The sequence below is a fragment of the Streptomyces sp. Root1310 genome (genome assembly GCF_001426425.1).
Lineage (GTDB): Bacteria > Actinomycetota > Actinomycetes > Streptomycetales > Streptomycetaceae > Streptomyces.
This window is the reverse complement of the sequence record NZ_LMEQ01000010.1, coordinates 16,760-42,288: the sequence shown is the minus strand read 5'-3', so window position 1 is coordinate 42,288 and position 25,529 is coordinate 16,760. Positions and strand designations below refer to the sequence as shown.

Here is a 25,529-nt window from a genome sequence, read left to right as displayed (position 1 = left end):
ATCGTCGGATCGCGGGCGACCAATGACGGCCAGGCCGGGAACTGAGAGCCGCTGGTGTCGCAGCGGCGGTTGAGACAGCATGCGGCACATGGACTGGATGCCTCTGCTCTCCACGCTGGCAGGTGCCGCTATCGGTATCGCCGCCACCCTGATCGCCGATCGCAACAGGTGGCGGCGCGAGGAAGCACGACACGCCCTGGAAGTGCGACGCACCGCGTACACCGAGTACGCCTCCGCCCTGAAAGACGCGGGGGAGGAGATACGGGCTGTCGCTCTGGGCGATCACATGTCCGACTCGTCGCGTGACGCGGCGGTGCGGGAAGCCTTCCGCGGGACCGGATTGCACACGGCGAGCGAACGGCTCTGGCTCGTGGGTCCGCCGCTCGTCGTTGCGGCCGGCAACGAGGCGTTTCACAGCCTGCGGCGGATGCGCGACGCCTACGCCCGCGGGGTGGCCGTCGGCTCCGCCGAGGACACGGCCTTCATCCGACAGCGCCGCACGGCCATGGCCGAGATGCGCCGCCGCATGCGTGAGGATCTGGGCATCGAACCCCTCGGGATCGAATGAGCACCGGCCTCTGCGCGAGGGTGTCGTGCTTGCGCAGATACACCAAGGCGACCAGCGCCCGCTGGCGCGGTGGGAGCTTGCAGCGGCGGTCACCCTCACGGGTGACGATGAGCATCGTGACCCCTTAAGAATGGTGGTGGTCCGGGAGGACTGGGTGTAGCTGATGGTGACCTGCCGTTGATGGCTCCGCGTGAGTGGCTGCCCGGTCCTCCGGGACGCTCCGGCTGCTGATTGAGAACTGCGGATATCGCTGTTTAAGGGCTTGGCGGCGGAGTGTCCCCGGACCCTGAAAGTGCTGCTTCCTTGGGAACGGCGCAACGACGGTGACGGAACGTCATGAGCAAGTATGGGTCGGCATCGACGCCGGCAAGGCCCATCACTGGGCTGTCGGAGTCAACGCCACGGGAGAGAAGGTGCTTTCGAGGAAGGTTGTCAACGGCGAAGACGAGATCCTGGACCTGATCGTCACAGCGTGCGAGATGACCAACGAGGTGCGATGGGCGGTCGACATCTGCGGCCGGGCCTCAACCTTGCTGCTTGCATTGTTGATCGCCAACGGCCAAAGCGTGGTGTACGTGCCTGGACGCACGGTCAACCGAATATCCGGCGCCTACCGCGGCGAAGGGAAGACCGAAGCCAAGGACGCCCTGGTCATCGCCGACACCGCGCGCATGCGCCGGGACTTCACACCCCTGAGCCTGCCGAACGAGACCGTGGCTGATCTCCAGTTACTCACCGCGCATCGAGCCGATCTGATCGCCGACCGGGTGCGACTGATCAACCGCCTACGCGATGCCCTGGTAGGCATCTGCCCCGCTCTGGAGCGGGCCTTCGACTACTCAGCGGCCAAGGGGCCGGTCGTCATGCTGACCGAGTACCAGACCCCGGCGGCCCTTCAGCGAGCCGGTGCCAAACAGCTCGCGGACTGGCTGGCACGACGTGCGGTCCGCAGTGCAGCCGACGTCGCCGCCCGCGGGCTCGAAGCAGCCCGAACCCAGGTGACCGCTCTGCCGGGCGAAATGCGACCCGCCAAACTCGTGTGCGACCTCGCCCACCAGCTCCTCATGCTCGACGAATGGATCAAAGACACCGACCGGGAGATCCGCGAAGCCTTCCGCCTTGACGAGCGCGCCGAATTCATCGAATCTCTCCCTGGCATGGGCCCCATCCTCGGGGCCGAGTTCCTCGCCATCGTCGGAGACCTGTCCAGCTACGCAGACGCCGGCCGCCTGGCCGCCCACGCGGGACTGGCCCCCGTGTCACGCGACTCCGGCCGCCGGACCGGCAACCACCACCGCCCCCAAGCGCTACCACCGCCGCCTGCGACACGTCTTCTACATGGCCGCCCAAACCGCCATGATGCGCCCAGGCCCCTCTCGGGACTACTACCTCAAGAAACGCGCCGAAGGACTGATCCACACCCAGGCCCTGCTCGCCCTCGCACGCCGTCGAGTCGACGTCTAATGGGCCATGCTCCGTGACAAGCGGCACTTCACGCTCACCCCACCAGCCACCCAATCGGCTTGACTGCATCATCGAGACTCACTCGACCAGGGCGTGGGGCAGGTCGAGTGCGGCAGAACAGGGAACCAACAAGGCTCCTGTGCCTGTGGGTTGAGACTTCGAACACCTCCCCCAACGGCACGGGAGCCTCGTGCGTGGTGCATCCCGGCGGTGCCTCCCGATCGGTGACCGTGCTGAAAGGATCACTGACACCAAGGCGCTCCGAAAATCGGCAGCGTCATGTCGGCGCGGGCATGACGATCACCACGCGAGTGGTGAAGACTGGATAGATGCGACCTCACGCCCTCGGCGGACTCCTGTTCGTAGCGCTCGGTCTCATCCTTGTCGCCGCCGGCTACGTCTGGAGGGGACGTGTCCTGCGCCCCCTCTCGGTGAAACGGGCCCAGGCGGCCGTGATCCAGGACCGTTCCAGAAGCCTGCTGCGTTCTGCGGACATGGCGATCACCGATGCACGCCGCCGGGCGGCACGCGGCGAACCGGCCATCGTCACGGTCGGGGACGTGACCACGTTGGCGTGCCAGCACTACGGGCACTTCGTGGAGCACGAAGAGGCAGCTGCTGCCCTCCGCCAGCGCTTTGATGCCGCCGACTGTTGGGTGGACTGCATGACTGATGCTTTCAACTGACTGTCTCCTCGGACGAGTGCTTATCGCCAAGGGCGCCGAAGCCGTCACCTGATCGGTGGTCACGCTGAAATGGCTCACTGGTTCAGCCCAGGGTGATCCGAGCCATGACCGGCAGGTGGTCGCTGCGGGTAGCGGGCAGGGTGCGGATGTGGTCGACGGTCGCTGAGCGGGCCATGACCTGGTCGATGCGGGCCATGGGGAAGGCGGCGGGGAAGCTGAACGCGAAGCCCTGCTCCGCTGTGTTCATCCGTGAGGTCAGCGGGGCCAGCCCACGGTCGTTGACGGTGCCGTTGAGATCGCCGAGCAGGAGGGCCGTTTGCAGCTTCTCGGCGGCGATGGCCTTGCCCAGCAGGCGGGCGCTCTCGTCGCGCCGGGAGGAGGCAAGGCCGCTCGCCCGGATGCGGACCGAGGGCAGGTGCGCGACGTACGCCGCGATATCGCCGTGCGGCGTGTGGACCACAGTCCGCAGCCCGCGACTCCAGGTCGCTGCGATTCCTTGCGGTTTGATGTCCATCACCCGGGTACCGGTCAGCGGGTGCTTCGACCAGAGTCCGACGGTGCCCCGGACGGCGTGGTACGGGTAGTTTGGAGCGAAGGTCTTCTCGTACACCGCCAGCGCCGGGGGCACGAGTTCCTCCAACGCGATGAGGTCGGGCTCGGCGTCAGCCAGGGCGCGGGCCGTGCCCGCCGGGTCGGTGTTCTCGTCGCTGACGTTGTGCTGCACGACGACCAGGTCGTGCGGGCCAGGCTCCGGCCCGGGCAGGAGCAGCCCGCCGAAGAGGTGCGTCCAGGCCGCCACCGGCAGCAACAGCGCCATCAGCGGGCGTGCACGCGAAGCGGACCCAGAGCGCGCACAGCCTCCCCGAACTCCCTCGGCCGCCGCGCGGCGGGACGGCAGGAACAGATCCGGGCTCAGCTGCCTGCGCTCGCCGCCATCGTCCGGCACCGCGGGCGGTAGTTCTGGCCCGTCACCTTCTTCAGGGTGACGGGAGGATGCTTCGCCGCCCATCCCTCAACAGCCGGGTAGGCCTGGAGTCGCGGCGGACGCGGTTCGCTGCGGCCGTTCTCCCAGTTCTTCACCGACTGCGTCGTCGTCTTTCGCGCGGCCGCGAGAGCAGAGGCGGGTAATGGGGGATTTCGCCGAAGTGGCGGTCCGTTACGAGGCGACCGTCCTCGTCGCTGCCATCAACGAGTGGCTGTGACTCTCGGGCTGTCACGCGGTGGGGTCCACGTTCCACGCTGCGGGCAGATCGCTGCCGCAGAAGACGCAGACGAAGTCGTCTTCGCGCACGATGTTGTGTTCCTGGCAGTCGGGGCAGCGACGGAAGACGACCTCGTGGGTGAAGCCGGAGGGTCGCCCGAGCTCCAAGTCGTCCAGGGCACGGGCCACCTCCGACCAGGAACTGATGTCCGGGCAGTACCCGGTGGACTGGTTGCTGACCTCGCTCACGGCCCATCGGTCTGCCTGGCGCATGAAGCTGATCTCGCCAGCACTCAGAACCATGTCTCCGCTGGCGCAGGCCACGTGCTCGCTTCGTCGCGGCGCCATTCGAAGCGCGCCGTCCATATCGACCACGAAGGTGAACGGCTCGGCCAGCTCCGCCGCCGATCGCACGGCAATCCAGCTACCGAAGTCAGCAGCCGAGGTGATCCGGCACCCGCCGTCGCCAGGCCGGACCGCAGTCTTCAGCTCGATCGGTCCGACATATCTGTAGCCCCGCCCCCGCGCACTCACGTCAGCCAACCTAGAGCACTTCCGACACACGCCCTAAAGGGTGTTGCACAAGGCCGTGTTCGGGCAGGTCAGGGCCCGTGATCGCGGACTTCTGGTCATGATGCGAGCGCGAGGTTGTGCATGTGGGCGACGGCCTGGACCGCGTGATGAAGGCCGTCGCCTTCTTCATCCGGCCGATCACATGCTCCACCCGTGCACGCACCTTGCGGTGGGCGGCATTGTCGGCTTCCTCGCCCGGCAGCAGGGGCCGGTGCGGGCGTTGGCACGCATTGGCGGCGCAGACTCCCCACTTGGTTCACCCACCGTTGCATCCTTGCCGAAGAGCATCACTGGCGTGCGAGGCAGCCGACAGCCGTGCGGGGCTGGAACGTGGCGGTGTTCGGCGCCGGGCAGGTCGGGCCGGCGCAGCTGGCACCGGTGTACCGGGCGCTGCGTAAGGCGTTCGAGGACGGTAAGAACGAACCGGGGGCGGCGGACTTCTACTACGGCGAGATGGAGGTGCGCCGCCACGAAAGCGCCGACACCACCCTGGCCGAACGCGGGCTGCTGCACGGCTACTGGATGCTCTCCGGCTACGGCCTGCGCGCCTCCCGGGCGTTGGGCTGGCTCGGCGCCGCCATGCTCGTCACCATCGTGCTGCTGATGGGCCTCGGACTCCCCAACGGCGCCCCGAAGCAGGAAGCGACCGGCGTCGTTCCGCCTGGCGGAGGCAAGGTCAACCTTCGAGATCGACAAGGCCGACCCTCAGAACCCCACGGGCAATCGGTTCAGCGGCGAGCGTTTCGAGAAAGCCTTGAACGTCACTCTCAACTCCGTGGTGTTCCGCTCCTCCGGCCAGGACCTGACCACCACTGGCACCTACATCGAAATGGCGTCCCGCCTGACCGAACCTGTCCTCCTGGGCCTGGCCGTCCTCGCCGTCCGCAATCGCGTCAAACGCTGACCCAGCATCCGCGGCCAAGCACTGGCAGAGCACCCCAACCAACGGACTTGGCTTCACCCTCCGTACGTGCTCCTCCTCTACCGGCTGGGCGGTTGCGTAATCGGTTCTGTCGCCGATTGCGCAGGACCGGCGTGGTGCGCCGACCGTGCTCAGTCGGCTCTCCTGCTCAGTCGGCGAGGCGGTGGCGGGGCATGTGTGTTCGGGCGTCTGCGCAATGGCTGCGCAACGCGGTGACCTGCGGTGGTCGGGGGCATTGCGCAGACCACCAAGCGCTGCGCAATCGTCTGCTTCGCTCCGTCTACGGCACTAGCTGTTCCATCCAGCCAACCCGGCGGTCGGGGTCCCGTACCGGGCGCCACACGGCTGCGCCGGGTCCGTGCTGGAGGAGGTCGGTCATCGGTGCGGCCAACACCGTCACCTCCCGCAGGAACAGGGAGACCGCGAGGTCGACGTCGGCCGCGTGCAGTGCACGCACACGGTTGTCGATGCCGGGGGGTGCCGTCCAGGATGAACAGCAGCCGTGGGAAGAGCGGGTAGTGCCGTCGCCATTCCTCTGGGGTCGCCTCCACGGCGCGGCGCCGGCCGACCGGCACGGGGCTGTACTAGTGGAGCCGTGCGTAGGCGCGGAGCTTGGCGGCGAGGCGTTCGGGGCCTCGACAGTTCGGACGCGCTGCGGTCCAGCCGCTCCAGCTCACGGCTCTCCCGCACCGCGTCCCCACGCCCGAACCACTCGGCGACCCGGCCCCGAAAACCGTTCCACAGGTCAGTCCCCGCTGCCTGGACCACTGCAGATCCGCCCGCCGCCGCTGCCGCCGATGCCAACTCGTCCAGCATGACGCCTCTTTCAACTCCCGTGGCCCTGCGGGCATTACGACCCTAGCGCGCGATGGGCGCCCGCGGAGGGAACTCGCACCCGGTCGGTGCCCGGCAAGGTCGACGCCCTCGATGGCGTCAGCCGCTGCGGTACGGAGCAGCCCAGCGCCGCGTGGGACTACCTCGCCTCGGTAGTCCCCTGAGCCGGTCCCCGCCCCGTCTCCCGGCCCTCTCCGCCGCGTTGGGTACGTCCTGCTTGCTTTGCGGGCTCACCCCGACCTAATATCGTCATCGTGACGATAATCGCCCAGTGGTCCCCGCTCCCTGCAGGCATTGACTCCAGGGGCTTCGAGTCGCTCCACGGACTCGAAGCGCACGAGTACGTGGCCCGCGGTCCCGCCGTCCACCTCAATGCGCTGCCCGCGGCCGTTCCGGGCTGTGGGGTCCACGGTCACGTTGGGATCGACGACGGCCTCAGCACGGAGAAGTGATCATGTTCGAAATGCCGGTAAATCCCTTTGAGCTCTCCGAAGAAGCGTTGAGCCGAATATCTGCCGATGACTCATGGACCCCGATCGAATCGGAGATCCCAAAGGCCAACGCCAAGGTGATTCGCCATTTCCTCACTCCGGCCGAAGTGGAGACATTCGCGGCCGAACTGGCCGCCCAGTGCTTTGCCCCGGTGGGCCGAGACGGCATTGCCGCCAACTATGCAGAGGGAGATCCGGTCGCTCATCTCCGCGCCACGGCCGAATCCACATCCCTGGCGGCAGAATTTTACCGCAGGCTGCGGACGCTTCTATCGCTTGAAGTGGGATCGGACGATCCGACGGATTCGGACGGAAGGCCCTGGAGGCCGGCGGCCGTCAATCCGCGTATGCGCTTCATCACGTACGAACGCGGCGGATTCATTGTCCCGCACTACGATTCGCCCTATTTCGCCCCCGACGGAAGGCGCACGCTCCTGACGGTCGTCGTCTACCTGTCTTATGAGGCCGTGGGCGGAGAAACGCGGTTCATCGCCGATAAACAGAACGATCTTCCCTTTGCGCAACGTGACTTCTCTGACTGGCCGCGGCTCGCGAAGCCTGAGGAAATATTGAGTGCCCACCACCCCGAACCGGGCGATGCGCTCCTCTTCTGGCATCGGACGCTTCACGACTCGGCCCCGCTTCTTGAGGGTACGAAAACAATACTCAGAACTGACGTGCTCTACGAGCCCGTAGATGTGCCTTGAGCAGCGGCAAGGCCACCGTCGCGTTGTCCCTCACCCCGGAGACCGACGTCCGGCACGCCGTGATCGCCCACCTCCGGGCCGGGCGGCATCGGGCCCTGCCCGCGGCCGGGCATCGAATCCACTCGCACCGAACGGCAGGGAGAGCAGCATGACCAACGGGAGGATCCACACCGACTGGGTGGAGACGCTGTCTCAGGACGGCCTGCACCTGATGCAGACGCGCTTGGAGGTGAGAGTTCCTACGTCTGAGGGTCGCAAGTTCATCACCTGCGGTCTGGCCCGGAAGACGTACGTGGTGGAAGACGGTATTGCCTGTCGGGTTTCGTCCTACGCACTCGGCCGCGACCTGGGCAGCCCGCGCGACTACGACTTCGAGATCGTTTCTGCGACGGGGGGCCCTCCGATCCGGAGGTTCTTCAACTGGGACGGCGTGCCGGCCGAGATACGCGAGGGCGCTCTGTTCGACGCGCAAGAAGGGCTTGACGATGGCGAGTACATCGTCCGGATCGCGGCGGGAATGACGACCAGCTGGGACAGCGGGACGGGACAGAGCATCGAGCTCCCTGTCCCGTGCCACGAGCTCGCATTCGTCGTGGTGGGATCCGCACCGCAGGCGGTGCGCGCGAGTACCGGCGGCCCGTGGGCGGCGCGGCCCTCCGTGGAGATCCCCGTGGTCGATTGGCGCGATCAGCCCACGGCGGAGGCGGCATGGGAAGCCTACCTGAACGGGAGCAGAATCAGTCTGGATGCCTACGGGATCTTCTCCCCGCAGCATCTGATGAGGAATCAACGGGATACCGCTCTGGAGATTCTCCGGAGCGAGGGCTACGCCATACCGCGGACCCCGGAACCCGCCGAGACGCCTGGGACCTGGCTGGGCCACTGGGGTGGAGCATGGATGCCGGCCGATGTGCTCGCGGCCCTTCACACCGTGCCGGACGACACCGCGCAACGTGCGTGGTACCAGGGAGCGAAGGAATCCCTGGACATCGCATGGGATATGCACCTCCTGTGGACCACCGACGTGTTCTGACCGGGCCCGCGCTCCGTCCATGGCCACCGTGGCGGGCCGTCGGCAGTCACCCTGCACCGAGGTGCCGAGTACCGGCCGCGGCCCGGTCCGCCTCCGGCCTGACTTCCGGTCGCGTCCCGGGCGACGATGTACGGCAGCACCAGAAGGTGCGCCCGCGAGGTTGCGCCAGCGTGGCATCCGCCACCGCATCGCCCGCAGGGGAATCGAGTCCGCGCAGCGGCTCGGACGCCAGCGCTGGACCATAGAACGACCATGACTGGTTCGCCGGCTACCGCCGACTCCACCGCCGCGACGAACGCAAGGCCGAACGCTTCCTCGCCTTCACGAGCCAGGCCCCCGCACCCTCATCTGCTGCCGCAGACCCGCCAAATGAGATGACCTCTAAGTGGCGGCGAACAGGGCGCCCCACAGCCACACCGGGCCGTCCAGCAGGTGGACCGGCAGGGCGAGCAGGCGCGTAGGGCGCCGGGGGAGTACCGGACGCGCGGCCCTGGCAGGCGGCGCGGACCGCTGCTGGTCCAGGACGGAAGACACGACAGAACAACCCTTCACGGGCGGGAGGGGGCGACACCTCCACCGCACAGGAACATCTGAACAGGTCTTCAGGTGTCAACAGTAGGATGAGGCCATGGGCCACGGACGCGACACCACCACCAGCGGCGCCAGCGCCAGCACCCGCGAACGCCTCGACGCGGTCGGCACCGCCGACGTGGCCGCCACCCTCCAGGCCCTCGCCACACCCTCCCGGCTCTACATCCTGGCCCACCTCCAGGAAGGCCCCTGCTCGGTCGGAGAGCTCGCCGAAGCCGTCGGCATGGAAGCCTCCGCCTGCTCCCACCAGCTCCGCCTCCTGCGCAACCTCGGCCTGGTCACCGGCGAGCGGCAGGGCCGCTCCATCGTCTACTCGCTCTACGACAACCACGTCGCCGAACTTCTCGACCAAGCCCTCTACCACGTCGAGCACCTGCGCCTGGGGCTGCACGGCACCCCAGCCAATGCGACCGTCCCGACCGACGCCGGACGCTGAGCCGAACCCCGACGGACCGTCGCGTCAGCCCTGTCAGCTGTCGCCGTCCTCGTCCGGCCCGTCCTCGTCCGGCCCGGGCACGTCAAGGTCAGTGAGCAGCCTGCTCGGTTCGCCCGATGTCCGTCCGCTTATCCTGGCCAGGACAGCCACGGGGCGACGGTCACAGTCGCCACCTGGCCGGCGGCTGCGGCGGCTGGATGTGCGGTGACGTCCGACGGACCGGACCACCGAGTACCGGAACGGCCCGCCTACGGCCCTACGGCGCTGCGGCGCTACGGCGTCCCGATGCGCTCGATGACCGTGTCGGTGATCTCCGCCAGCAGGGCGGTCTGGCCGGGTGTGAGGTGGTCCAGGAACAGCCGCCGGACGTCTTCGACATGGTGTGGGGCGGCCGCCTCGATGGCCGCACGGCCGGGGGCGGTGATGATGACATACGCCCCCCGTCCGTCGTCGGCGCAATCCTCACGCTCGACGAGACCGCGCTTCGCCATGCGTGACAGATGGTGCGAGACCCTGCTCTTCTCCCACCCCAGTACCTTCGCGAGTTCCCTCATGCGCAGGCGGTCGTCCGGGGCGCGGCTGAGCTCGGCGAGGACGGTGTAGTCGGTGGCTGACAGTCCGAACTCGCTCTGCAGGGATCGGCCGGCCTGATTCACCAGGAGATCGTGCATCCGCAGGACGCCACGCCACGCTCGCTCCTCGACAGGAGTGAGCCAGCGGGTTGCTTCGGTCATGGGCCCACCCTAGGGAAAGGTTGACGATTCAGCCACCTTCTGCCGATGTCGCCCCTGGGCATGCGGGGGAGTGCCGGGCGACGGGACGGCGCGCGTGAGGAACCATGCCTGGCGGAGCACGCCCGGGGCCGCACGCCGCCCGGCCGTTCCCGGGTTCCGGACCGGTCAGCGGACCAGCGGAGCCAGTTCCCGCCACTCGGTGCGCGGAAGGCCGTCGCGGGGACTGATGGCGTGCAGGGCGACGTGGGTGGCGCCCGCGTCGAGGTGGGCCCGGACCCGGGCGTCGATGGCCTCGATCGTGCCCCAGGCGACGACGGAGTCGATGAGGCGGTCGCTGCCGCCGTCGGCGATGTCGTCCTGCGAGAAGCCTTGGCGCAGCAGGCTCTTGGCGTAGTGCCTCATCTCGATGAAGGGGGCGAGGAAGCGTCGCGCCGTCGCCCTGGCGCGCCGCGGATCGTCGTCGACGACGACGGCCTGGTAGGGCGCGAGGAGGGGGGCGTCGCCCAGGGCCGCTCGCGCGGTGGCGGTGAAGTCGGGAGTGACGAGGAACGGATGGGTGCCGGCGCTGCGGCGGGCGGCGAGTTCGGTGAGCTTGGGAGCCATGGCGCCGACGAGCCGCTCGTCGGCGGGGACGGGATCCGGAGCCGAGTCCAGGCGGTCGAGGTAGCCGTCGAGCGCGGCCAGCGGACGGTACGTCCCGCCGGCGCGCTGGGCGGCGGTCGCGTCGCTGACGCCGAGGCCGAGGAGGAGGCGGTGGCCGTGGTCCTTGCGGAGCCGCGCGTGGCCGACCGCCATCTCCTCGGCCGGGTGTCGCCAGATGCTCAGTACGCCGGTGGCCACGACGGTGTGCCCGGTCGCGCTCAGCAGGCGCTCGGCGTCCCCCAGGATGTCGCCGCCGCCCAGCCCGGGTATCCACAAAGCCCCCCAGCCCTGGGAGTCGAGTTCGGCCGCGGCGTCGGCGATCTCCGCGGGGTCGCGGTGCAGACGCAGTTCCGGACTCCAGACGCCGGTTTTGCCGATGTTCATGACCAGGTTCCTTCCGTGAGTGACCCACGCCGGCACGGGCTGCGCTGCTGAGTGCTCGTGCGCGGCCAGAGCCGGTGGTGTGGGTGGATGGGTGGGCGGGTGGTGGGGGCCGTGGTGCGTGCGGCGGCTGGGTATCCCGTCGGGTGCGGGTGCGGGTGCGGGTGGCGTCAGACCTGGTTGGCGCCGCCGTCGACGAACATCTCGGTGCCGGTGATGAAGCTGGACTGGTCGGTGGCGAGGAAGAGGGCGAGGGAGGCGACTTCCTCGGGCCGGCCCATACGTCCGAGGGGAACACCGGCGGCGAGGGAGTCGCGCAGCTGCGCGGCCTGCTCCTCGTCGGGGGCGAGTCCGTTGAGGCCGGGGGTGGTGATGGGGCCGGGCGCGATGGCGTTGACGCGCACGTTGCGGGTGCGCAGCTCATTGGCCCAGGTGCGGGCGAACGAGCGGATGGCGGCCTTCGACGCGCCGTAGACGCCGAAGGCCTCGTTGCCCACCCCGCCGGCGGTGGAGCCGGTGAGGAGGACGGAGCCGCCGTCGTTGAGGAGGGGCAGCGCCTTCTGGACCGTGAAGAGGACGCCCTTGACGTTGGTGTCGAAGGTGGCGTCGAAGTGCTCCTCGGTGACCTGCTCGAGGGTGGCGAATTCGCCGCCGCCGGCGTTGGCGAAGAGGACGTCGATGCGGTCTCCGTGGTCGGCGACGGTCGTGTAGAGGCGGTCGAGGTCGGCGAGGCTGGCGCTGTCGGCCTGGACGCCGATGACGTCCCCGCCGATCTCCGCGATGGCCTTGTCGAGGGTCTCCTTGCGGCGGCCGGTGATGTAGACGCGGGCGCCTTCCTCGCGGAAGCGGCGGGCCGAGGCCAGGCCGATGCCGCTGGTGCCGCCGGTGACCACGACCGTCTTGCCGTCCAGCTGTCCCATGGTGTGCTCCTTGATCGGGTGGCCCGTGGACCACCGCTCCGTTCAATGTTCAATCAACCTAACTCCACAAAGATGACGCGTCAACTAAAAGCCGTGGCGTCACTCCCGTGCGGTCTCGCTCGGGCGGCGACAGGTGCTGAGTCGGCGCATGCGGCGGCGGCTACAAGGTCGCCCGGATCGAGGGCCCACGTGGGTGCGGGTCCATGGCGCCGGGTGATGCGCACCGGTCCGCGGGTGCGGGCGTTGGCGCCAGCGTGGAGGCGTCTCCGCGTGGAGCCTGAAAGTTATATGATGTGTCAACCAAAAAGGCTGTGCGTGAGAGAGGTGTCGGAACCATGCCGAACGCCGTGGTGATGACCGGATACGGTCCGCCGGACGTGCTGAAGTGGAGGGCGGTGACGATGCCCGAGCCCGGGGACGCCCAGATTCGCATCAGGGTCAGGGCCGCGGGCGTGGGCCCGACGGACCTGGCCATCCGTGCCGGACATCTGTCGTTCCCCCTGCCGGACACACCTGTTCTCGGGTACGAGGCCGCCGGCGTGGTGGACGCTCTGGGGCCGGGCGTGTCGGGGATCGAGCTCGGCGACGAGGTGGCGGTCCTGCTGTTCGACCGCGGCGGCTACGCCGAGTACGCCGTGGCGTCGATCTGGGCGCACAAGCCGAGCGCGGTCTCCTGGACGGCCGCGGCGGCCCTCACCAGTTCCATGGAGGCCGCGGCCGGGGTGCTTCGCCAATTGCGAGTCCGGTCGGGAGAGACGCTGTTGCTCCTCGGCGGTGGCGGCTCGGTCGGCCTGATCGCCACCCAGCTCGCGGTGGCCCAGGGTGTCCACGTGATCAGTGCCGTCGGGCGGCGGGACGAGGGCGTGGCCGCGGAACTCGGGGCGCATCCGGTGCGGTACGGCGACGGGCTCGTCGGGGCGGTTCGCGCGCTGGGCCCGGTGGACGCCGTCTTCGACGCGGCCGGAAAGGGGGGACTCGCCGACGCGGTCGCCCTCGTCGGAGGACCCGAGCGCGTCGTCACCCTGTCCGACCCGACGGCGGCGGATCACGGTGTCGCGCTCTCGGTGCCCACCGCGGATCGCGCTCCCGGCGCCTTGGACGAAGGTTTGTCACTGCTGGCCGAGGGACGGCTGCGCCTCAAGTCCCGCAGGATCATGTCCATGCGGGACGCTGCCGAGGCGCACCGCCTGCTGGAGAGCGGAGAGGTGCGCGATCGCATCGTCCTCACCCTGGACCGATGAATGGAGCAGGCCGATGGCCCCGTCGGACGCCCGGCCCTCGCCTCTCCGGGCCTCGACCCTCGCGGCGTCGGCCTGGAAGCCGTCCCGGCCAGGCGAAGGCAGGGCGCCACCTGAGGAGCGTCCCGGCCGGCGCCGTCCGTCGAGAGATGAGTGCGCACGACGAGGGACCGAGGACTCCGCGGGTAGCGCTGCTCCGCGCCACCGGCGTCCGGCGAGTACGCGTCGTACTCGAGGACGCCGTCGGCGTGTGAGCCGCCTCAGGCCGAACAGCCCGCGTCGTCGATGACGTAGTGACCGGGCGCCGTCTGCTGGAGAGTGTGGATCGTGAACGTGTTCCACAGCCCCATCGCCTGACCGGAACCCTTGGCGTAGGTGTAGCCGTTGCTCTGATAGGCGCGTCCGGCGACCGTGTGGCTGTAGTTGTCGGCCGTGTGGCAGGTGGGTGTGAACCCGGTTGTCGTCGCCTTCACTGCCGGGGAGGCACTGCCCGCCACGCCGGTCCCGTCCACAGCCGCGACTGTGTAGCTGTACGTCGTGCCCGTGGCCAGTCCGGGGTCGGTGTAGGAGGTCGCCGTGGTGCTGCCCACCTTCGTGCCGCCGCGGAGAACCGTGTACGAGGTCGCTCCGTCGACCGCCTCCCAGCGGAGGGAGACGGTGGTGTCGGTGGTCCCCGCGACCGTCAGCGCGGTGGGCGCGGGCAGCGTGCCGGTGTCCTCGTCACCGTCGAGCCCGAAGAAGCGGGCGGTGTGATAGCTGGAGCAGATGGTGTCGAGGTAGTAGGCGCCGGTGCTGCCGCACTGTTCGGCGCCGCTGCCCGGGTCGACAGCCAGACCGTGGGCCATTCCCGTGACGGAGTAGACCTCGACTGCGGGACGGCCGAGGGCGTCGTCGTACACGCTGAGCATGGTGCCCCCGCCGAGGCTCTGCGTACGGGAGGGCGTCTGACCGATACCCCATACGTTCGTCCACTGATCACGCAACTCCGTGGCGTTGGCGGGCTGCACCGTCGTGTCGGCTGTGCCCTGCCAGATCGCCACGCGCGGCCAGGAGGCCGTGCCGGCCGGAGCGGCGGCACGCACCAGGTCCCCCCACTGGGCAGGGCTCTTGTCCGGCGGGCTGTACATGCAGGTGTAAGCGGTGGACACCGTGCTCGCACAGCGGGCGGGCAGTCCGGAGGCGACGGCCCCGCCCGCGAAGACGTCGGGGTAGGCGGCCAGCATGTTCGCCGTCATGGCACCGCCGGCGGACAGACCGGTGATGTAGACCCGACGGGCGTCTCCGCCGTACAGCGAGACGGCTTTGTCCACCATCTGCTTGATCGACAACGCCTCACCCTGACCGCGTCCGGTGTCACCCGGCTCGAACCAGTTGAAGCAGGAGTTGGCGTTGTTGGCGCTGCTCGTCTGAGGGAAGACCAGCGCGAAGCCGTAGTCGTCGGCGAACTCGGGCCAGCCGGAGTGGGCGTAGTAGTCGTTCGCGCTCTGCGTGCAGCCGTGCAGGGCGACGACCAGTGGGGCGCCGGTCGGCAGTGCCGCAGGCGCGTAGGTGAACATCGTCAGGTTGCCGGGGTTGGTGCCGAAGCCGGTGACCTGGGTCAGTCCCGCGGCGGACGCGGGAGGGCTCACGGTGAGCAGAGCGCCGGTCAGTGCCACGGCCCCCGTGGCGGCGGTGACCCAGCGGCGCAAGCCTCTGACGAGGCTCCGGGAGAAGCGGAAAGCAGGGTGCGACTGTCTCATGGCGACTGCCTCCTGACGTGTGGGGGACGCATCGCCTCAACGGCACGACAGGCCCGGTGAAACGGCGTGGCACGCATCATCGGTGCTCGCGCGCTGACGTCGGCATGGGTGGGACAGCCATGAGCGGCGCGAACCCGTGTGACGGCGCGACATGGCCCGCTCAGGGCAGGTCGGGTAGGGGCGGGAGCCTCCTGGCCGCAATATCCCGGGAGTCGGGAGCCTCCGGGCCGGAACACCCCGGGAGTCGGGAGCCTCCGGGCCGGAACACCCCGGGAGTCGGGAGCCTCCGAGCCGGAACATACGGGATCGGGAGCCTCCGAGCCGGAGCGTTCAGGGAATCGGGCGCCTCCGGTTAGGAACATCCCGGGAATGAAGCCGATCCACCATTGGCCGGATGGTGTTCGCAGCCATGCCGACGCTCCGGACGGTGGGTGACAGCCCTATATCTCATGGTGAGAACGCGCCATAGCCTCCCGGGCATCCCGTACGCCATAACGGAGGCTCACCCATGCGTCTCTCCCCCCGTCCGCTGCCCCGCCCATGGCGACGATGCGGCCCGGCGGCCCTCGCCCTGGCCGCCCTCGCGCTCACTCCCGTGCCCGCCGCGGCGACACCGGCGAGCTCGGGTGGCGGCCCCTGCTCGCAGCTCTCGTCGGTGCGTGTGCCCGGGGCCGAACACCAGGAGGCCGCCTGCCTGGACGACCTGACCACGGCCGGGACGGCGGCCTCCGGCCACACCGATCCGGTCGACTGGGCGGGTCTGACCTCCAAGGACCTCTCCGTCCCCAGCGGGGTACCCGGCGTCCAGGTCGACGGGTACTTCCCCGACACCTCCACCACCAACACCAACCACGGCTGGAACCATGACTCCCAGTTCGTGATCCGCCTGCCCGATCGGTGGAACGGCGGCCTGGTGGTCGCCGGCACCCCGGGCAACCGGGAGCAGTACGCCAACGACCGGGCGATCGCCGACTGGGTCCTGTCCCGCGGCTATGCCTACGCCGCCACCGACAAGGGCAACACCGGCCTCGGCTTCTACCGGGACGGGAAGCACCCGGGCCACGCCATCGCCGAATGGAACGACCGGCTCACCCAGCTCACCCGCGCCACCCGGGCCGCGATCGTCCGTCACTACCACCGGCCGCCGTCACGCACGCTCGTGACCGGCATGTCCAACGGCGGCTACCTCGTGCGCTGGCAGCTGGAGAACCACCCGGAACTCTTCGACGGGGGAGTGGACTGGGAGGGCACCCTGTGGCGCTCCGACGGACCCACCCTGCTCGACTTCCTGCCCGCGGCGCTCCGCGCCTATCCGGCGTACGCCGCCGGGGGAGAGGAAGCCGACGCGGCGCGCGAGGCCCTGCACACCGCGGGCTTCCCGGCCGGATCCGAGTTCCTCTGGCCGTACCACTACCAGGTCTACTGGGACCTGACCCAGCGGATCTACCGCGAGGAGCTGGACCCCGGATTCGACGGCCCGACCGAGGCGGGCACTCCCTTCTGCGCGCCCGGCACTGCGGCCTGCGACGCCGACTACGACTACGCCGCCCGGCCCCGCGAGGTCCCGAGAGCCGTGCGGAAGATCGCTCTGACCGGCCGTATCGGAAAACCGCTGATCACACTCCACGGCACGCTGGACGTCCTCCTGCCGATCGCACGAGACTCCGATGTCTACGCCCGCATGGTGCGCCAGGCCGGCGGTGGCTCACTGCACCGCTACTACCGCATACAGGGCGGCACCCACACCGACGCACTCTTCGACCTCTACCCCGACCGCCTGCGCCCGCTCGCGCCCTGCCACCGCACGGCCTTCACCGCCCTGGAGAACTGGCTCACCACGGGACACCGCCCGCCCGCCTCCCACACCGTCCCGCTGCCCGCGGACACGAACCCCGCGACCCTGCCGAACGCCTGCTCCCTGGATACCCGCCCCGAGACCACTTCTTCGACCACGCACTGAACAGCCTTTCGCCGAAAGGCAGTCGAGCCGACGACGGCTGCGGCCCCTGGCAGTCGCCGCGCAGAGCCGTCGTCACGCTCGCCGCCGGGTAGCCGTCCCCGCCGATCTCCAGGAACAGGGTTCGGCGACCGGCTCCGGCGACGGCACGACAGCCGTCGTGCGGTACGAGCATGCCGCGGCGGGGGAGGACCGGCGGGACGAGGACGACGTCACCCGTCTCCCCCGGGATCCGGGCTGTCCCAGCGTCCTGCCGCCGTACCCCCGGCGGCCGATGGTGACGCCGCCGCCTGACGAACGTGGCCCCCGTCGCGCTGTTGTCCCGCGCCGAAACCGTTCAGGAATTCCCGACGTGGGAGACCAGCGGGGCACGTGTGGCGGTGACTCTGAGAAAGGCGAGTTGTTCCGCGGAGGGCGTTCCGGCGGCCGCGGTGTAGGCGACGATCCTGAGGTCTGATCCGGGCACGGTGAGGATGTCGCAGTCGAGGGTGATGTCCCCGACGGAGGGATGGCTGACGGTCTTGCGGTCATGGCCGAGTGCGCCCGCGACGCCCTGCGACCAGAGTTGCGCGAAGCGGGGGCTGCGGGTGGTGCATTCCTGGATGAGTCCGCGGAGGCGGGGGTCGTCCGGGAAGGTGCCCTGTGCGGTACGCAGGTCGGCGACGAGGGCGGCTTCCAGGGCTTCTCGGCCACGTTCGGACCGAGGCAGGCGGTCGGGAGTTTGGGAGGGGACTGGAGCGGCTGGGTCCAGCGAGCGGGGATTGCATCCAGCCCGTAGAACGCTCCCGCGAGGCTTCGCATACCGCTGACGGCCGTAGAACGGGAAGTCTGGTCCGCCTTGAACTTGCAGGCCTGAACAACGCGTCGCGGCCACTGCGGGAATGCTGGATTCGGCACCTGCGAGAAGCCGGTTCAATTGCACCGCGCGACCAGTGTCCAAGCGCCGGAACAGTGTTCGGTGCCGCACTTCTTCAATACCCCACTCCTCCAGCGCCGTTCATGGCCGTCCGAGCGAAATCCGAGGCCGTCGCGCTGCCGACGCCCACCCAACTGCCCCCTGCCGAGCCAGGAGTACGGACCTGGACACCGCCCACGCACACCACCAGCCCTGTCGGACCTCGGTGTCGGTTCTCTCGAGGCCTGGCGCGTGAACCGGTCGTTCATGATGTTGATGAAGTCGTCATGGTCCATGATGGCCTTGTGCTGCTGCCCTGCGAATCCGTTGACGGCGACGTTCGGTGCTGCGGGCCATCAAGCGTTGGCGTTCTCGATGCCGTTGGTGCACACCTTGGCGAGAGCGGTGATGATCCGCAGATGCTGCTCGCGGATGCCGCGCCCGGCGTACACCCGACCCACGAACGGACCGACCGCTCGGAGCGGCGCACGCACGACCCCGCCCGCTGCACCGACCAACACCTGCTCGCCGCGGTCCGCGCCCTCACCGTACTGCTCTGCCCCTCGGGCGAGGCCCGCCGGTACGTCGAGACGGTCCGCACGCCGGAAGGGAGCGACCGAACATGACGACCACCTCGTCCGGACCCGAACCATTACCCCCGTCCTCCCGCCAGGACTGGTGCTGGCAGTGGATGCGCAGCTATACCGTCGACTCCGTGCCCATCGAGGCGTCGGAGACATTGCTGCTGCGCGGCCCCCTCGACATCGGCGCGCTGCGCGACACCCTCGCCGACATCGAGATCGGGCACGAGGCCCTGCGGCTGCGATTGCTCGGCCCGCCGGGACCCGATCCGTCGGCCGCGTGGCCCGGGCAGACCCTGCGTCCGGACCCCGGCCCGCTGACCGTCGTCCCGGTGGACGGGGAGCCGGAGGCCGAAGCGGTCCGCGTCCTCGCCCGGCCCCTCGAGCTCACCGACCGGATGACGCGCGCGACCCTGCTCCGCCTCGGCCCGCAGGAACACGTTCTGGTGATGCAGTTCCACCATCTCGTCGTCGACGGCGCCTGCCACCCGCTCATCCGCGCCCTCATCGCCGAGGGCTACGCCCGGCGCGTGCGGCGTGAGTCCGGGCCCGCGAGCAACGACGGCCGCGCGGCGCACGCCCGTCGCGGCACACCGGAGAGCTATACCGCGCTGATCGCCCGCGAATGGACGCAGGACGCTCGCCGGGAGACGGCCGAGCGGGCGGACGCCCTGGCCCGGACCCTGCGCGCCCACGGCTCCGGTGACCCGCTGCCGGGCGACACCGACGCCGTCGACGCCGACACCGTGTTCGCCTCCGTGCCGCTCGGCGTGCCGGCCGACCGGACCCGTCTGCTGCTGCGCGGGTCCCGGGCCGAGCGGGTCACCTTGCACACCGTCCTGCTCGCCGCCCTCGCCCGCGCCGTCGCCGAGGAGTTCGGCCGCGACCGACTGGTCGGATCGGTCTACACCCATGGCCGCACCACACCGGCCGCGCAGGAGACCCTCGGCCTGTTCAGCAACGTGGTATCGGCCCCGCTGGACGTGCGTCCCGCCCCGCTGCCCGACTTCCTGCGTGCGGTCCACGACCGGGTGCAGCGCGCCGCGCGGGACGTCGACCTGCCGTTCACCGCCCTCGCCGAACGCGTCCTGCCCCGCCCCGCCGACGGGGGCGCCTACTGCCGCAGCGCGCTCGCACACCTCGAACTGAGATTGACCGGCGTGACCGGCTGGATCCCCGTCGACCAGCAGCGCTCCTCGGCCTTCCCCGGGGAGCTGAACGCGACCCCGCTCCTCGTCGAGGCGCCCTTCGCCCCGCCGTCCTTCAACGGGCCGGACCAGGCACGCGCCTGCGCCGCCACGCTGTTTGCCGCGCTGGACCTCGCCGACGGCGCCCTCGTCGGGGACCTCTGGTACGAGCGACGCCACCACGACGGCACGCGGATCGCCAGGGTCGCCGAACGGTACGGCGCGTTCCTCGCCGAACTGACATCGGCCCCACGCCCCTGATCCGTCCCGTCGCACCCGACCCCGAGGCAGGGCATGACGACCCTTCGGTGGCGGCCGGATCCAGGGCGGCGCACCGCTACCGGACGGGTGCGCACCAAGCGGCTGAAGCTCGGGACGGTACCGGCGGGTGCGGCGGATGAAGGGTGGCCGCCGGTCCTAGCTTGGGGACACGCTTTGCCCTTCTGGTGAAAGGTGTTTCCCATGCGTTCCCTGCTGACCGCGCTCGCCGCGGGCGGCATCGTTTTCGGTTCTGCCGGAATCGCGATCGGGTGACGTGAAGGTGGACTCGGATCCGCAGCCGTCGTACACCATCGTCTTCGGTGACTGGCTTCAGTTCGCGGGCGACGACGTGTTCAACGAGGTACACCGTGCAGCGCCAGGGCTTGTCGCGCGACCCCGCGTCTGATTGGGTTCGGCGCGCCGGACACGCGACGGACGCGGCAGGCGGGAGGGGCGAAACGGCATGCAGCCTATGGCGCAGCAGGGCATCCGCGGGCCGTTGCCCGAAGGACTCGCAGGAGCGATACGTCAGACCGCCGGTGACATCGCCACGCTGTTGAACAGCGCCCCCGGCACGACCATGCCCGTGCCGGACTCGCAGTGGACGGTCGGCGAGGCGGCCGCCCATCTGGCACTGGCCAACGAGTTGATGGCCGACCTCGCGGCCGGGCGCCGACGCCCCTACGGGGATGGCACACCGCAGAGCCTGGCCGTCGCCAACGCCGAGACCCTTGCCACGTTCGGGCAACGTGATGCGCAGCCGCTGGCGTCCATGATCACAGAGCAGGCCGGCCTGTTCCTCGACGCCGTGGACCTGGCCGCGAGGGACGACAGCGTCGGCGACACGGTGCCCGTCACCCCGCTGGGCCCCATGGACCGCCCCGTTCTCGCCTCTTACCTGCTGACCCACATGCTGGGCCATGGCTACGACCTCGCCCGCGCACTGAAACGCCCGCACATGATCGACCACGCCCGGGTCGGGCTGTGCATGCCGTTCATGCTCTCGGTCATGCCGCGCGTCGTCGACCCGGACGCCGTCGCTGATCTGACCGCCCGCTACGCCGTCCGCCTGCGGGGCGGCGTCGCGTTCGGCGTCAGCGTGCACGACGGCGCCGTGCACGTCTCCCCGATGCCGCCCGAACGTCCCGACTGCACCATCCTGATCGAGCCCGTGGCCTTCCTCCTCATAGGGCTGGGCCGTCGCAATCCGTGGCTGGCCATCGGGCAGGGTCAGGTCCTCGCCTGGGGACGCAGGCCCTGGCTCGCACCCCGCTTCCCGACCCTGTTCACCGCGCCCTGATCCCGGGGTCCCTTGCGTGCGGCACGCTCATATGTCCCGCCGCATGCCCAGCATCGAGGACAGCCTGCCCAGGCAGCGCTCCGGACAAGACAAGAGCACGCCTGCCAGGCGATGCTCGCGGTGGGGTTTTCGCGTCACACGGCCCTGCGCGCCCTGTTGCGTATCGTCCGATCTCGGCGAGCTGGAGCCCGTTGGAACGTCCGTTGCCCGCCGGGCGGACGCCTCGCGTGATCGGTGTAGACGACTTGCTCTGTGCCAACGCCACCGCTGTGCCGTCGGCGTGATCGGTGCCGCAACCCCATGAACGGATCGACGTGCTGCCCGACCGCGGCCGCCGACGTGCTGGAAGCGTGGCTGCGTGAGCATCGGGGCACCGGGGGCGTGTGCCGTGAGGGCTCGCGACCCGTGCCGAGGGCGGTGGGCGTGAAGGCGCGGTTGCGGCTTACGGCACTTCCGTTGTCGGAGGGTCAGGACAGGATCGCCGACTCGGACTCGGGAGCGGTCGTCTTCCTGTGTGCGCCGAACGCGGGGGCGAGGAAGACCGCCACCGCGGTGAAGGCGAGGACGACGATCATCGCGGTGCGCAGGCTGTAGTGGTCGCCGAGGAAGCCCAGGCCCGGGGGACCGACCAGGAACGCGACGTAGCCGATCATCGCCACCAGACTGACCCGGGCGGCCGAGTCGGGGCCGGAGTCGCCGGCGGCGGAGAGCGCGACGGGGAATCCGAGCGCTGCCCCCATGCCCCACAGAAGGACCGCCGCGCCGGCAAGCGGCGCCGAGTCGAAGAAGACGACCACGGCGATCCCGAGGGTGGCGGACACGGCGCTGGCCCTGACCACGGCCGCACGGCCGAGGCGGTCGATGAGGAGGCTGCCGCCGAACCGGCCGATCGTCATCGCGGCGGCGAAGACCGCGTAGACAGCGGAACCCAGGGCGGGGTTCATGCCGTGCCCGTCGACCATGAGCAGTGGAAGCCAGTCGTTCGCGGAGCCTTCGGCGAGGGCCATGGCCAGGATGACACCGCCCATCAGCAGGAGGCGCCGGTCCTTCCACACCTTCGCCCCTGCCGGTGCGGTACCGGTTCCGTCGGACTGGGGTGCCTGGCCGCTGCCCTTGCCCACGCCGCTGGGGATGAAGCGGTAGGCATAGCCGAACATGCCGGCGGTCACGAGGACGACGGCGGCCAGATGCCAGTGCACGGGGAACGAGACGGCCGTGCACAGAATGCCGAGCGAGGCGCCGACGACGGTACCCAGGCTGAAGAAGCCGTGCAGCGTCGGCAGTACGGCCTTCCCTGTGATCCGCTCGACGTCGGCGCCGTCGACGTTGATGGCTACCTCGCCCGCTCCCGTCCCGGCACCGAACAGGAACAGGCCGAAGGTGACGACGGGTGCGGACGACAGAGTCGAGCCGGCGCCGATGACCGCCATGCTCAGGATGATCAGCACGGTTCCGCCGCCTGCGACCGGGCGCGTGCCGAACCGGTTGACCAACTTTCCGGAGCCGAGAATCCCGATCATGGAGCCGACGGACAGTCCGAACAGGACGAGACCCATCTGCGCGGTCGACGCGCCCAGCCGGTCTCTGATATCTGGTGTCCGAGTCACCCATGAGGAGATCGACAGACCTGGTATGAGGAAGAAGAGAAACAGTGCCGCCCTGCGGCGGCGGATGGCCAGGTCCATGAACGATGTGATCTCTCGGGCGGACGGGGTGGGGCGACGGTGCCCCGGACTGAATATGTACAAACGTACACGCCCGTGTCGGGGCCAAGGAAGAGGATCACTGTGACGGGGAGCTCTCGCGGCCCGAACGACCCCGGTCGCCGGGACCGCATCATCGACGCCGCGCTCGACGTGATCGCCGAGCAGGGGGTCGCGGGCGCGACGCACCGGCGTATCGCCGAGGCGGCGTCCGTCCCGCTCGGCTCGATGACGTACTACTTCGACGGCATGCAGCAACTGCTCATCGAGGCCTTCTCCCGCCTCGCCGAGACGATGTCGGTCCGCTACCGCGCCCACCTGGAAGCGGCCGAGACGACGGAACAGGCACGCGAGGCAGTCGTGGAGATCATCTGTGGGACGGACCGGGGGAGCCCCCGGGAACTCATCCTCTGCTACGAGTTGTACGCCTTCGCCTCGCGTAATCCGGCCGTCCTGAGCGTCACCCGATCCTGGATGAGGGCGAGCCGGACCTCGCTGAGCAAGCACTTCGATCCCAGGACGGCCCGCGCCCTGGACGCGCTCGTGGAAGGCCTGTCGATCCACAACTCCATGGACGACCACCCGATGACACGGGAGGACGTGGCCGCCGTCGTCGAGGCGGTCAGCACCGGTTTGGGGCAACTCCCGTGAAGCGGCGGGCCCACCCTCGCCGGGTTCGGCGAAGCCTCCGGGCAGCAGCCACGAATCGCCCCCGCGGTAGGTGGGGTGCACCAGCAGGACCCGGCCGGCCTCGTCGGTGATGATCGCGGGGCGCCGAGCCGATGACCGCCACGGTGGTCGGGAACCGGCTCTCGCCGCCGCTGCGGTCTACGCCCATGGCCGCACCGAGCCCCTGGAGGATCGCGAGGTAGACGACGACCAGGAGCTACGGCCAGGTCAGCCGGCGCCTGGCCGGAACGGGGGACGGTTGTGCGGACACGGGGCACGCTGCGGGCGATCTCCGGTGCCTCGTAGTGGACGAGGCAGCGGCGGAACGGGAAGTCGTACCCCCTGGGGTACCTGGCCGCCCCGGGCAAGGGCGAGGTCGATGCGGTGCGTTCACTCCGGCCCGATGGTGAAGTGGGCGGGATGCACGTCGCCGTGTGCCCAGCCCCGTACGTGGAGATCGGCCAGGGTTTCGACACATCCCAGGGCCACGCTGGTGTGAGGCTTGACGGATGATGCCTGCCTACGGCACGGCTCCCACAGCCTGTAGAGATCTGGCCCTTCGTGCCACGGCTGGAAGTTCCAGGTGCCGCGCTCCCATTCGCCGTACGCAACGGTGTCGAGCCCGAGGCGATGCAGGACAGCGCCCTCGCGTGCGGGCGCAAGCGCGGTCCAGGACTGGGCGGGCCACGCGGCCGTGGCTTCGATCGGATAGCCGAGCTTCACGGCGAAGTGCGGGTCGTCGCCGTCGTCGCGGGTTGACTCGTCGTTGGCGGGGCCAGAAAGGGCGGTGCTGAGAGTGTCGATGGCGTTGCGCTGGAGAGCCCGCTGTCCTTCCGGCCCTCCGCTGCTGACTCACGTTCTCCATCATTGAGACTCACTCAACTCCCGCGTGCGGCAAGTCGAGCGCGGCAGGATCGGGAACCGACGAGGCTCCTGTGCCGATGGGTTGAGACTTCGAACATCTCCTCCAACGGCACAGGAGCCTCGTGCGTTGCGGGTCCCTCCGCCGTGAGGCAGACGGCTTGTCACACACCCTCACGCGGCGGCCCTTCTGCCACCGACTGCGGAGGGTGGGTGACGGGCTCGGCAGCTCATTGGATCAGGTCGGTGTGCGGGTGCTCGTGTGTGCAACAGGTCGGTTCCTTGTCGCACCCGATCGCCCTTACAACCTTGAAGATCCAACGAGCTGCTTGTCCAAGCGTCACGACCACCGTCATGTCACGTCGGCCTCAGGAACAGGCACTAAGACTAAGAGACTCGGAATCGGTTGCTGGTCCGGACGGCGGGACGGCCGGGCATTCCAGGCCGGAACCGGAGTGTGAGCAGGGGGAGCTATTCGGACTCCTCGTGCGGAGGCGTGCGGCTGTTGATCGCGTCGGCGATGGCGTAGGCGATACGGACGAAGGACTCTGTCTGCTGTGCCGACAGGTCCCGCGCGGAGGTTTCCTCCAGGGCGCGCCACATGGCGGAGATGGGCTCGCGCAGGGCACGGCCCTTGTCAGTGAGGTGGACGACCATGACGCGCCGGTCGTGTTCGGCCGGCTCGCGGATGAGCAGGCCGGCGTCCTGCATGCGGCGCAGGGACTTGGAGACGGTGGAGTGGTCCAGGCCGACGCTGTCGAGCAGCTCGGACTGGGTCTGGCCGTCCCGGTCGAGGAGTTGCATCAGCAGCAGTTCCTGTCCGGGATGCAGGTTCATGTCGCGGAGCATCGCGGCGGCGCGGGCGCGGTGAGCGCGGGCGAGCTGGAAGATCGCGTAGCTCATCGGCCCCTCGCTCGCCGTGCTGGGGGTGCGGGGTGTGGAGCTGGGCATGGTT

Annotated in this window: 21 protein-coding genes and 7 pseudogenes; 14 read left to right on the top strand and 14 right to left on the bottom strand. The window is 69.5% G+C overall.

Going from position 1 to position 25,529, the window contains the following annotated elements:
* Positions 1 to 79 precede the first annotated feature (79 nt).
* Positions 80 to 568: a hypothetical protein gene (locus tag ASD48_RS17370; protein WP_199875845.1), complete on the top strand. Its 489-nt coding sequence runs from the start codon at positions 80 to 82 to the stop codon at positions 566 to 568.
* Positions 569 to 578: 10 nt separating this feature from the next.
* Here the strand turns inward: ASD48_RS17370 and ASD48_RS43350 are convergent.
* A pseudogene (locus tag ASD48_RS43350) lies at positions 579 to 683 on the bottom strand (IS5/IS1182 family transposase); the annotation flags it as partial.
* Between the two features lie 208 nt (positions 684 to 891).
* Between ASD48_RS43350 and ASD48_RS41965 the strand changes: the two are divergent.
* A pseudogene (locus ASD48_RS41965) lies at positions 892 to 2,095 on the top strand (IS110 family transposase).
* Between the two features lie 266 nt (positions 2,096 to 2,361).
* Complete coding sequence (locus ASD48_RS17360; RefSeq protein ID WP_057602563.1) at positions 2,362 to 2,718, top strand: hypothetical protein; 357 nt, start codon at positions 2,362 to 2,364, stop codon at positions 2,716 to 2,718.
* Positions 2,719 to 2,800: 82 nt separating this feature from the next.
* On the opposite strand, the pseudogene ASD48_RS17355 reads toward ASD48_RS17360, so the two are convergent.
* The 3 genes and pseudogenes from ASD48_RS17355 to ASD48_RS45220 all read right to left on the bottom strand — a co-directional run.
* Positions 2,801 to 3,538 (bottom strand): annotated as a pseudogene (locus ASD48_RS17355) (endonuclease/exonuclease/phosphatase family protein); the annotation flags it as partial.
* Positions 3,539 to 3,931: 393 nt separating this feature from the next.
* Entirely contained in the window at positions 3,932 to 4,453 is a 522-nt protein-coding gene (locus ASD48_RS17350) for a hypothetical protein (RefSeq protein WP_057602562.1), read from the bottom strand.
* Between the two features lie 95 nt (positions 4,454 to 4,548).
* Positions 4,549 to 4,715, bottom strand: a pseudogene (locus ASD48_RS45220) (IS5/IS1182 family transposase); the annotation flags it as partial.
* Positions 4,716 to 4,720: 5 nt separating this feature from the next.
* On the opposite strand from ASD48_RS45220, the pseudogene ASD48_RS41310 reads away from it, so the two are divergent.
* Positions 4,721 to 5,396 (top strand): annotated as a pseudogene (locus ASD48_RS41310) (hypothetical protein); the annotation flags it as partial.
* Between the two features lie 298 nt (positions 5,397 to 5,694).
* Here ASD48_RS41310 and ASD48_RS44240 read toward each other — a convergent pair.
* Positions 5,695 to 5,871 carry a hypothetical protein gene (locus ASD48_RS44240; RefSeq protein ID WP_157880641.1) on the bottom strand — a complete coding sequence of 59 codons (177 nt, stop codon included), beginning with the start codon at positions 5,869 to 5,871 and terminating at the stop codon, positions 5,695 to 5,697.
* Positions 5,872 to 6,502: 631 nt separating this feature from the next.
* Between ASD48_RS44240 and ASD48_RS17340 the strand changes: the two genes are divergently transcribed.
* From ASD48_RS17340 to ASD48_RS45215, 4 genes and pseudogenes are all read left to right on the top strand, one after another.
* A complete protein-coding gene (locus ASD48_RS17340) occupies positions 6,503 to 6,700 on the top strand; it encodes a hypothetical protein (protein ID WP_057602561.1) in 198 nt (65 codons plus the stop codon).
* A gap of 2 nt (positions 6,701 to 6,702) precedes the next feature.
* Positions 6,703 to 7,446 (top strand): 2OG-Fe(II) oxygenase, encoded by a 744-nt coding sequence (locus ASD48_RS17335; RefSeq protein WP_242432629.1) that lies wholly within the window; start codon positions 6,703 to 6,705, stop codon positions 7,444 to 7,446.
* Between the two features lie 148 nt (positions 7,447 to 7,594).
* Entirely contained in the window at positions 7,595 to 8,479 is an 885-nt protein-coding gene (locus tag ASD48_RS17330) for a hypothetical protein (RefSeq protein WP_242432628.1), read from the top strand.
* Between the two features lie 184 nt (positions 8,480 to 8,663).
* A pseudogene (locus ASD48_RS45215) lies at positions 8,664 to 8,802 on the top strand (IS5/IS1182 family transposase); the annotation flags it as partial.
* Positions 8,803 to 8,860: 58 nt separating this feature from the next.
* Here ASD48_RS45215 and ASD48_RS44235 read toward each other — a convergent pair.
* The gene (locus ASD48_RS44235) at positions 8,861 to 9,013 is read right to left on the bottom strand and encodes a hypothetical protein (RefSeq protein WP_157880640.1); all 153 of its coding nucleotides are present in this window, start codon (positions 9,011 to 9,013) and stop codon (positions 8,861 to 8,863) included.
* Between the two features lie 94 nt (positions 9,014 to 9,107).
* Between ASD48_RS44235 and ASD48_RS17325 the strand changes: the two genes are divergently transcribed.
* Entirely contained in the window at positions 9,108 to 9,506 is a 399-nt protein-coding gene (locus tag ASD48_RS17325) for a metalloregulator ArsR/SmtB family transcription factor (RefSeq protein WP_057602558.1), read from the top strand.
* A gap of 272 nt (positions 9,507 to 9,778) precedes the next feature.
* Here the strand turns inward: ASD48_RS17325 and ASD48_RS17320 are convergent, their stop codons facing one another.
* From ASD48_RS17320 to ASD48_RS17310, 3 genes are all read right to left on the bottom strand, one after another.
* Positions 9,779 to 10,177 carry a MarR family transcriptional regulator gene (locus tag ASD48_RS17320; protein ID WP_020131480.1) on the bottom strand — a complete coding sequence of 133 codons (399 nt, stop codon included), beginning with the start codon at positions 10,175 to 10,177 and terminating at the stop codon, positions 9,779 to 9,781.
* A gap of 228 nt (positions 10,178 to 10,405) precedes the next feature.
* Complete coding sequence (locus ASD48_RS17315) at positions 10,406 to 11,266, bottom strand: TIGR03620 family F420-dependent LLM class oxidoreductase (protein WP_057602557.1); 861 nt, start codon at positions 11,264 to 11,266, stop codon at positions 10,406 to 10,408.
* Positions 11,267 to 11,433: 167 nt separating this feature from the next.
* On the bottom strand, positions 11,434 to 12,183 hold the full coding sequence (locus tag ASD48_RS17310) for a glucose 1-dehydrogenase (RefSeq protein WP_057602556.1): 750 nt from the start codon (positions 12,181 to 12,183) through the stop codon (positions 11,434 to 11,436).
* 335 nt (positions 12,184 to 12,518) lie between these two features.
* On the opposite strand from ASD48_RS17310, the gene ASD48_RS17305 reads away from it, so the two are divergent.
* Positions 12,519 to 13,424: an NADP-dependent oxidoreductase gene (locus tag ASD48_RS17305; protein ID WP_057602555.1), complete on the top strand. Its 906-nt coding sequence runs from the start codon at positions 12,519 to 12,521 to the stop codon at positions 13,422 to 13,424.
* Between the two features lie 257 nt (positions 13,425 to 13,681).
* Here ASD48_RS17305 and ASD48_RS17300 read toward each other — a convergent pair whose 3' ends face one another.
* Positions 13,682 to 15,160: a PHB depolymerase family esterase gene (locus ASD48_RS17300; RefSeq protein WP_199875841.1), complete on the bottom strand. Its 1,479-nt coding sequence runs from the start codon at positions 15,158 to 15,160 to the stop codon at positions 13,682 to 13,684.
* Positions 15,161 to 15,668: 508 nt separating this feature from the next.
* On the opposite strand from ASD48_RS17300, the gene ASD48_RS17295 reads away from it, so the two are divergent.
* Positions 15,669 to 17,120, top strand: a complete 1,452-nt coding sequence (locus ASD48_RS17295; RefSeq protein WP_057602553.1) for a 3-hydroxybutyrate oligomer hydrolase family protein — start codon at positions 15,669 to 15,671, stop codon at positions 17,118 to 17,120.
* A 334-nt stretch (positions 17,121 to 17,454) separates the two neighbouring features.
* Here ASD48_RS17295 and ASD48_RS41955 read toward each other — a convergent pair whose 3' ends face one another.
* Positions 17,455 to 17,991 (bottom strand): hypothetical protein, encoded by a 537-nt coding sequence (locus ASD48_RS41955; protein WP_242432635.1) that lies wholly within the window; start codon positions 17,989 to 17,991, stop codon positions 17,455 to 17,457.
* Positions 17,992 to 18,634: 643 nt separating this feature from the next.
* Between ASD48_RS41955 and ASD48_RS17280 the strand changes: the two genes are divergently transcribed.
* Positions 18,635 to 20,041, top strand: a complete 1,407-nt coding sequence (locus ASD48_RS17280; protein WP_242432627.1) for a condensation domain-containing protein — start codon at positions 18,635 to 18,637, stop codon at positions 20,039 to 20,041.
* Between the two features lie 463 nt (positions 20,042 to 20,504).
* On the top strand, positions 20,505 to 21,341 hold the full coding sequence (locus ASD48_RS17275; protein WP_057602549.1) for a maleylpyruvate isomerase family mycothiol-dependent enzyme: 837 nt from the start codon (positions 20,505 to 20,507) through the stop codon (positions 21,339 to 21,341).
* A 467-nt stretch (positions 21,342 to 21,808) separates the two neighbouring features.
* Here ASD48_RS17275 and ASD48_RS17270 read toward each other — a convergent pair whose 3' ends face one another.
* Positions 21,809 to 23,026 carry an MFS transporter gene (locus ASD48_RS17270; RefSeq protein WP_057602548.1) on the bottom strand — a complete coding sequence of 406 codons (1,218 nt, stop codon included), beginning with the start codon at positions 23,024 to 23,026 and terminating at the stop codon, positions 21,809 to 21,811.
* Between the two features lie 102 nt (positions 23,027 to 23,128).
* On the opposite strand from ASD48_RS17270, the gene ASD48_RS17265 reads away from it, so the two are divergent.
* Complete coding sequence (locus ASD48_RS17265) at positions 23,129 to 23,695, top strand: TetR family transcriptional regulator (protein WP_057602547.1); 567 nt, start codon at positions 23,129 to 23,131, stop codon at positions 23,693 to 23,695.
* Between the two features lie 293 nt (positions 23,696 to 23,988).
* Here the strand turns inward: ASD48_RS17265 and ASD48_RS45210 are convergent.
* Together ASD48_RS45210 and ASD48_RS17255 are read right to left on the bottom strand one after the other, a co-directional pair.
* Positions 23,989 to 24,445: pseudogene (locus tag ASD48_RS45210) on the bottom strand (protein kinase); the annotation flags it as partial.
* A 600-nt stretch (positions 24,446 to 25,045) separates the two neighbouring features.
* Complete coding sequence (locus ASD48_RS17255; protein WP_057602546.1) at positions 25,046 to 25,525, bottom strand: MarR family winged helix-turn-helix transcriptional regulator; 480 nt, start codon at positions 25,523 to 25,525, stop codon at positions 25,046 to 25,048.
* Between the last annotated feature and the right edge of the window lie 4 nt (positions 25,526 to 25,529).

Bases quoted from the DNA above. Each gene is read 5' to 3' on its own strand.
- ASD48_RS17335 (WP_242432629.1), top strand. From the start codon at position 6,703: ATGTTCGAAATGCCGGTAAATCCCTTTGAGCTCTCCGAAGAAGCGTTG.
- ASD48_RS17310 (WP_057602556.1), bottom strand. From the start codon at position 12,183: ATGGGACAGCTGGACGGCAAGACGGTCGTGGTCACCGGCGGCACCAGC.
- ASD48_RS17320 (WP_020131480.1), bottom strand. From the start codon at position 10,177: ATGCACGATCTCCTGGTGAATCAGGCCGGCCGATCCCTGCAGAGCGAG.
- ASD48_RS17360 (WP_057602563.1), top strand. From the start codon at position 2,362: ATGCGACCTCACGCCCTCGGCGGACTCCTGTTCGTAGCGCTCGGTCTC.
- ASD48_RS17270 (WP_057602548.1), bottom strand. From the start codon at position 23,026: ATGGACCTGGCCATCCGCCGCCGCAGGGCGGCACTGTTTCTCTTCTTC.
- ASD48_RS17315 (WP_057602557.1), bottom strand. From the start codon at position 11,266: ATGAACATCGGCAAAACCGGCGTCTGGAGTCCGGAACTGCGTCTGCAC.
- ASD48_RS17330 (WP_242432628.1), top strand. From the start codon at position 7,595: ATGACCAACGGGAGGATCCACACCGACTGGGTGGAGACGCTGTCTCAG.
- ASD48_RS17275 (WP_057602549.1), top strand. From the start codon at position 20,505: ATGCAGCCTATGGCGCAGCAGGGCATCCGCGGGCCGTTGCCCGAAGGA.
- ASD48_RS17280 (WP_242432627.1), top strand. From the start codon at position 18,635: ATGACGACCACCTCGTCCGGACCCGAACCATTACCCCCGTCCTCCCGC.
- ASD48_RS17370 (WP_199875845.1), top strand. From the start codon at position 80: ATGCGGCACATGGACTGGATGCCTCTGCTCTCCACGCTGGCAGGTGCC.
- ASD48_RS17305 (WP_057602555.1), top strand. From the start codon at position 12,519: ATGCCGAACGCCGTGGTGATGACCGGATACGGTCCGCCGGACGTGCTG.
- ASD48_RS17325 (WP_057602558.1), top strand. From the start codon at position 9,108: ATGGGCCACGGACGCGACACCACCACCAGCGGCGCCAGCGCCAGCACC.
- ASD48_RS17300 (WP_199875841.1), bottom strand. From the start codon at position 15,160: ATGAGACAGTCGCACCCTGCTTTCCGCTTCTCCCGGAGCCTCGTCAGA.
- ASD48_RS17295 (WP_057602553.1), top strand. From the start codon at position 15,669: ATGCGTCTCTCCCCCCGTCCGCTGCCCCGCCCATGGCGACGATGCGGC.
- ASD48_RS17255 (WP_057602546.1), bottom strand. From the start codon at position 25,525: ATGCCCAGCTCCACACCCCGCACCCCCAGCACGGCGAGCGAGGGGCCG.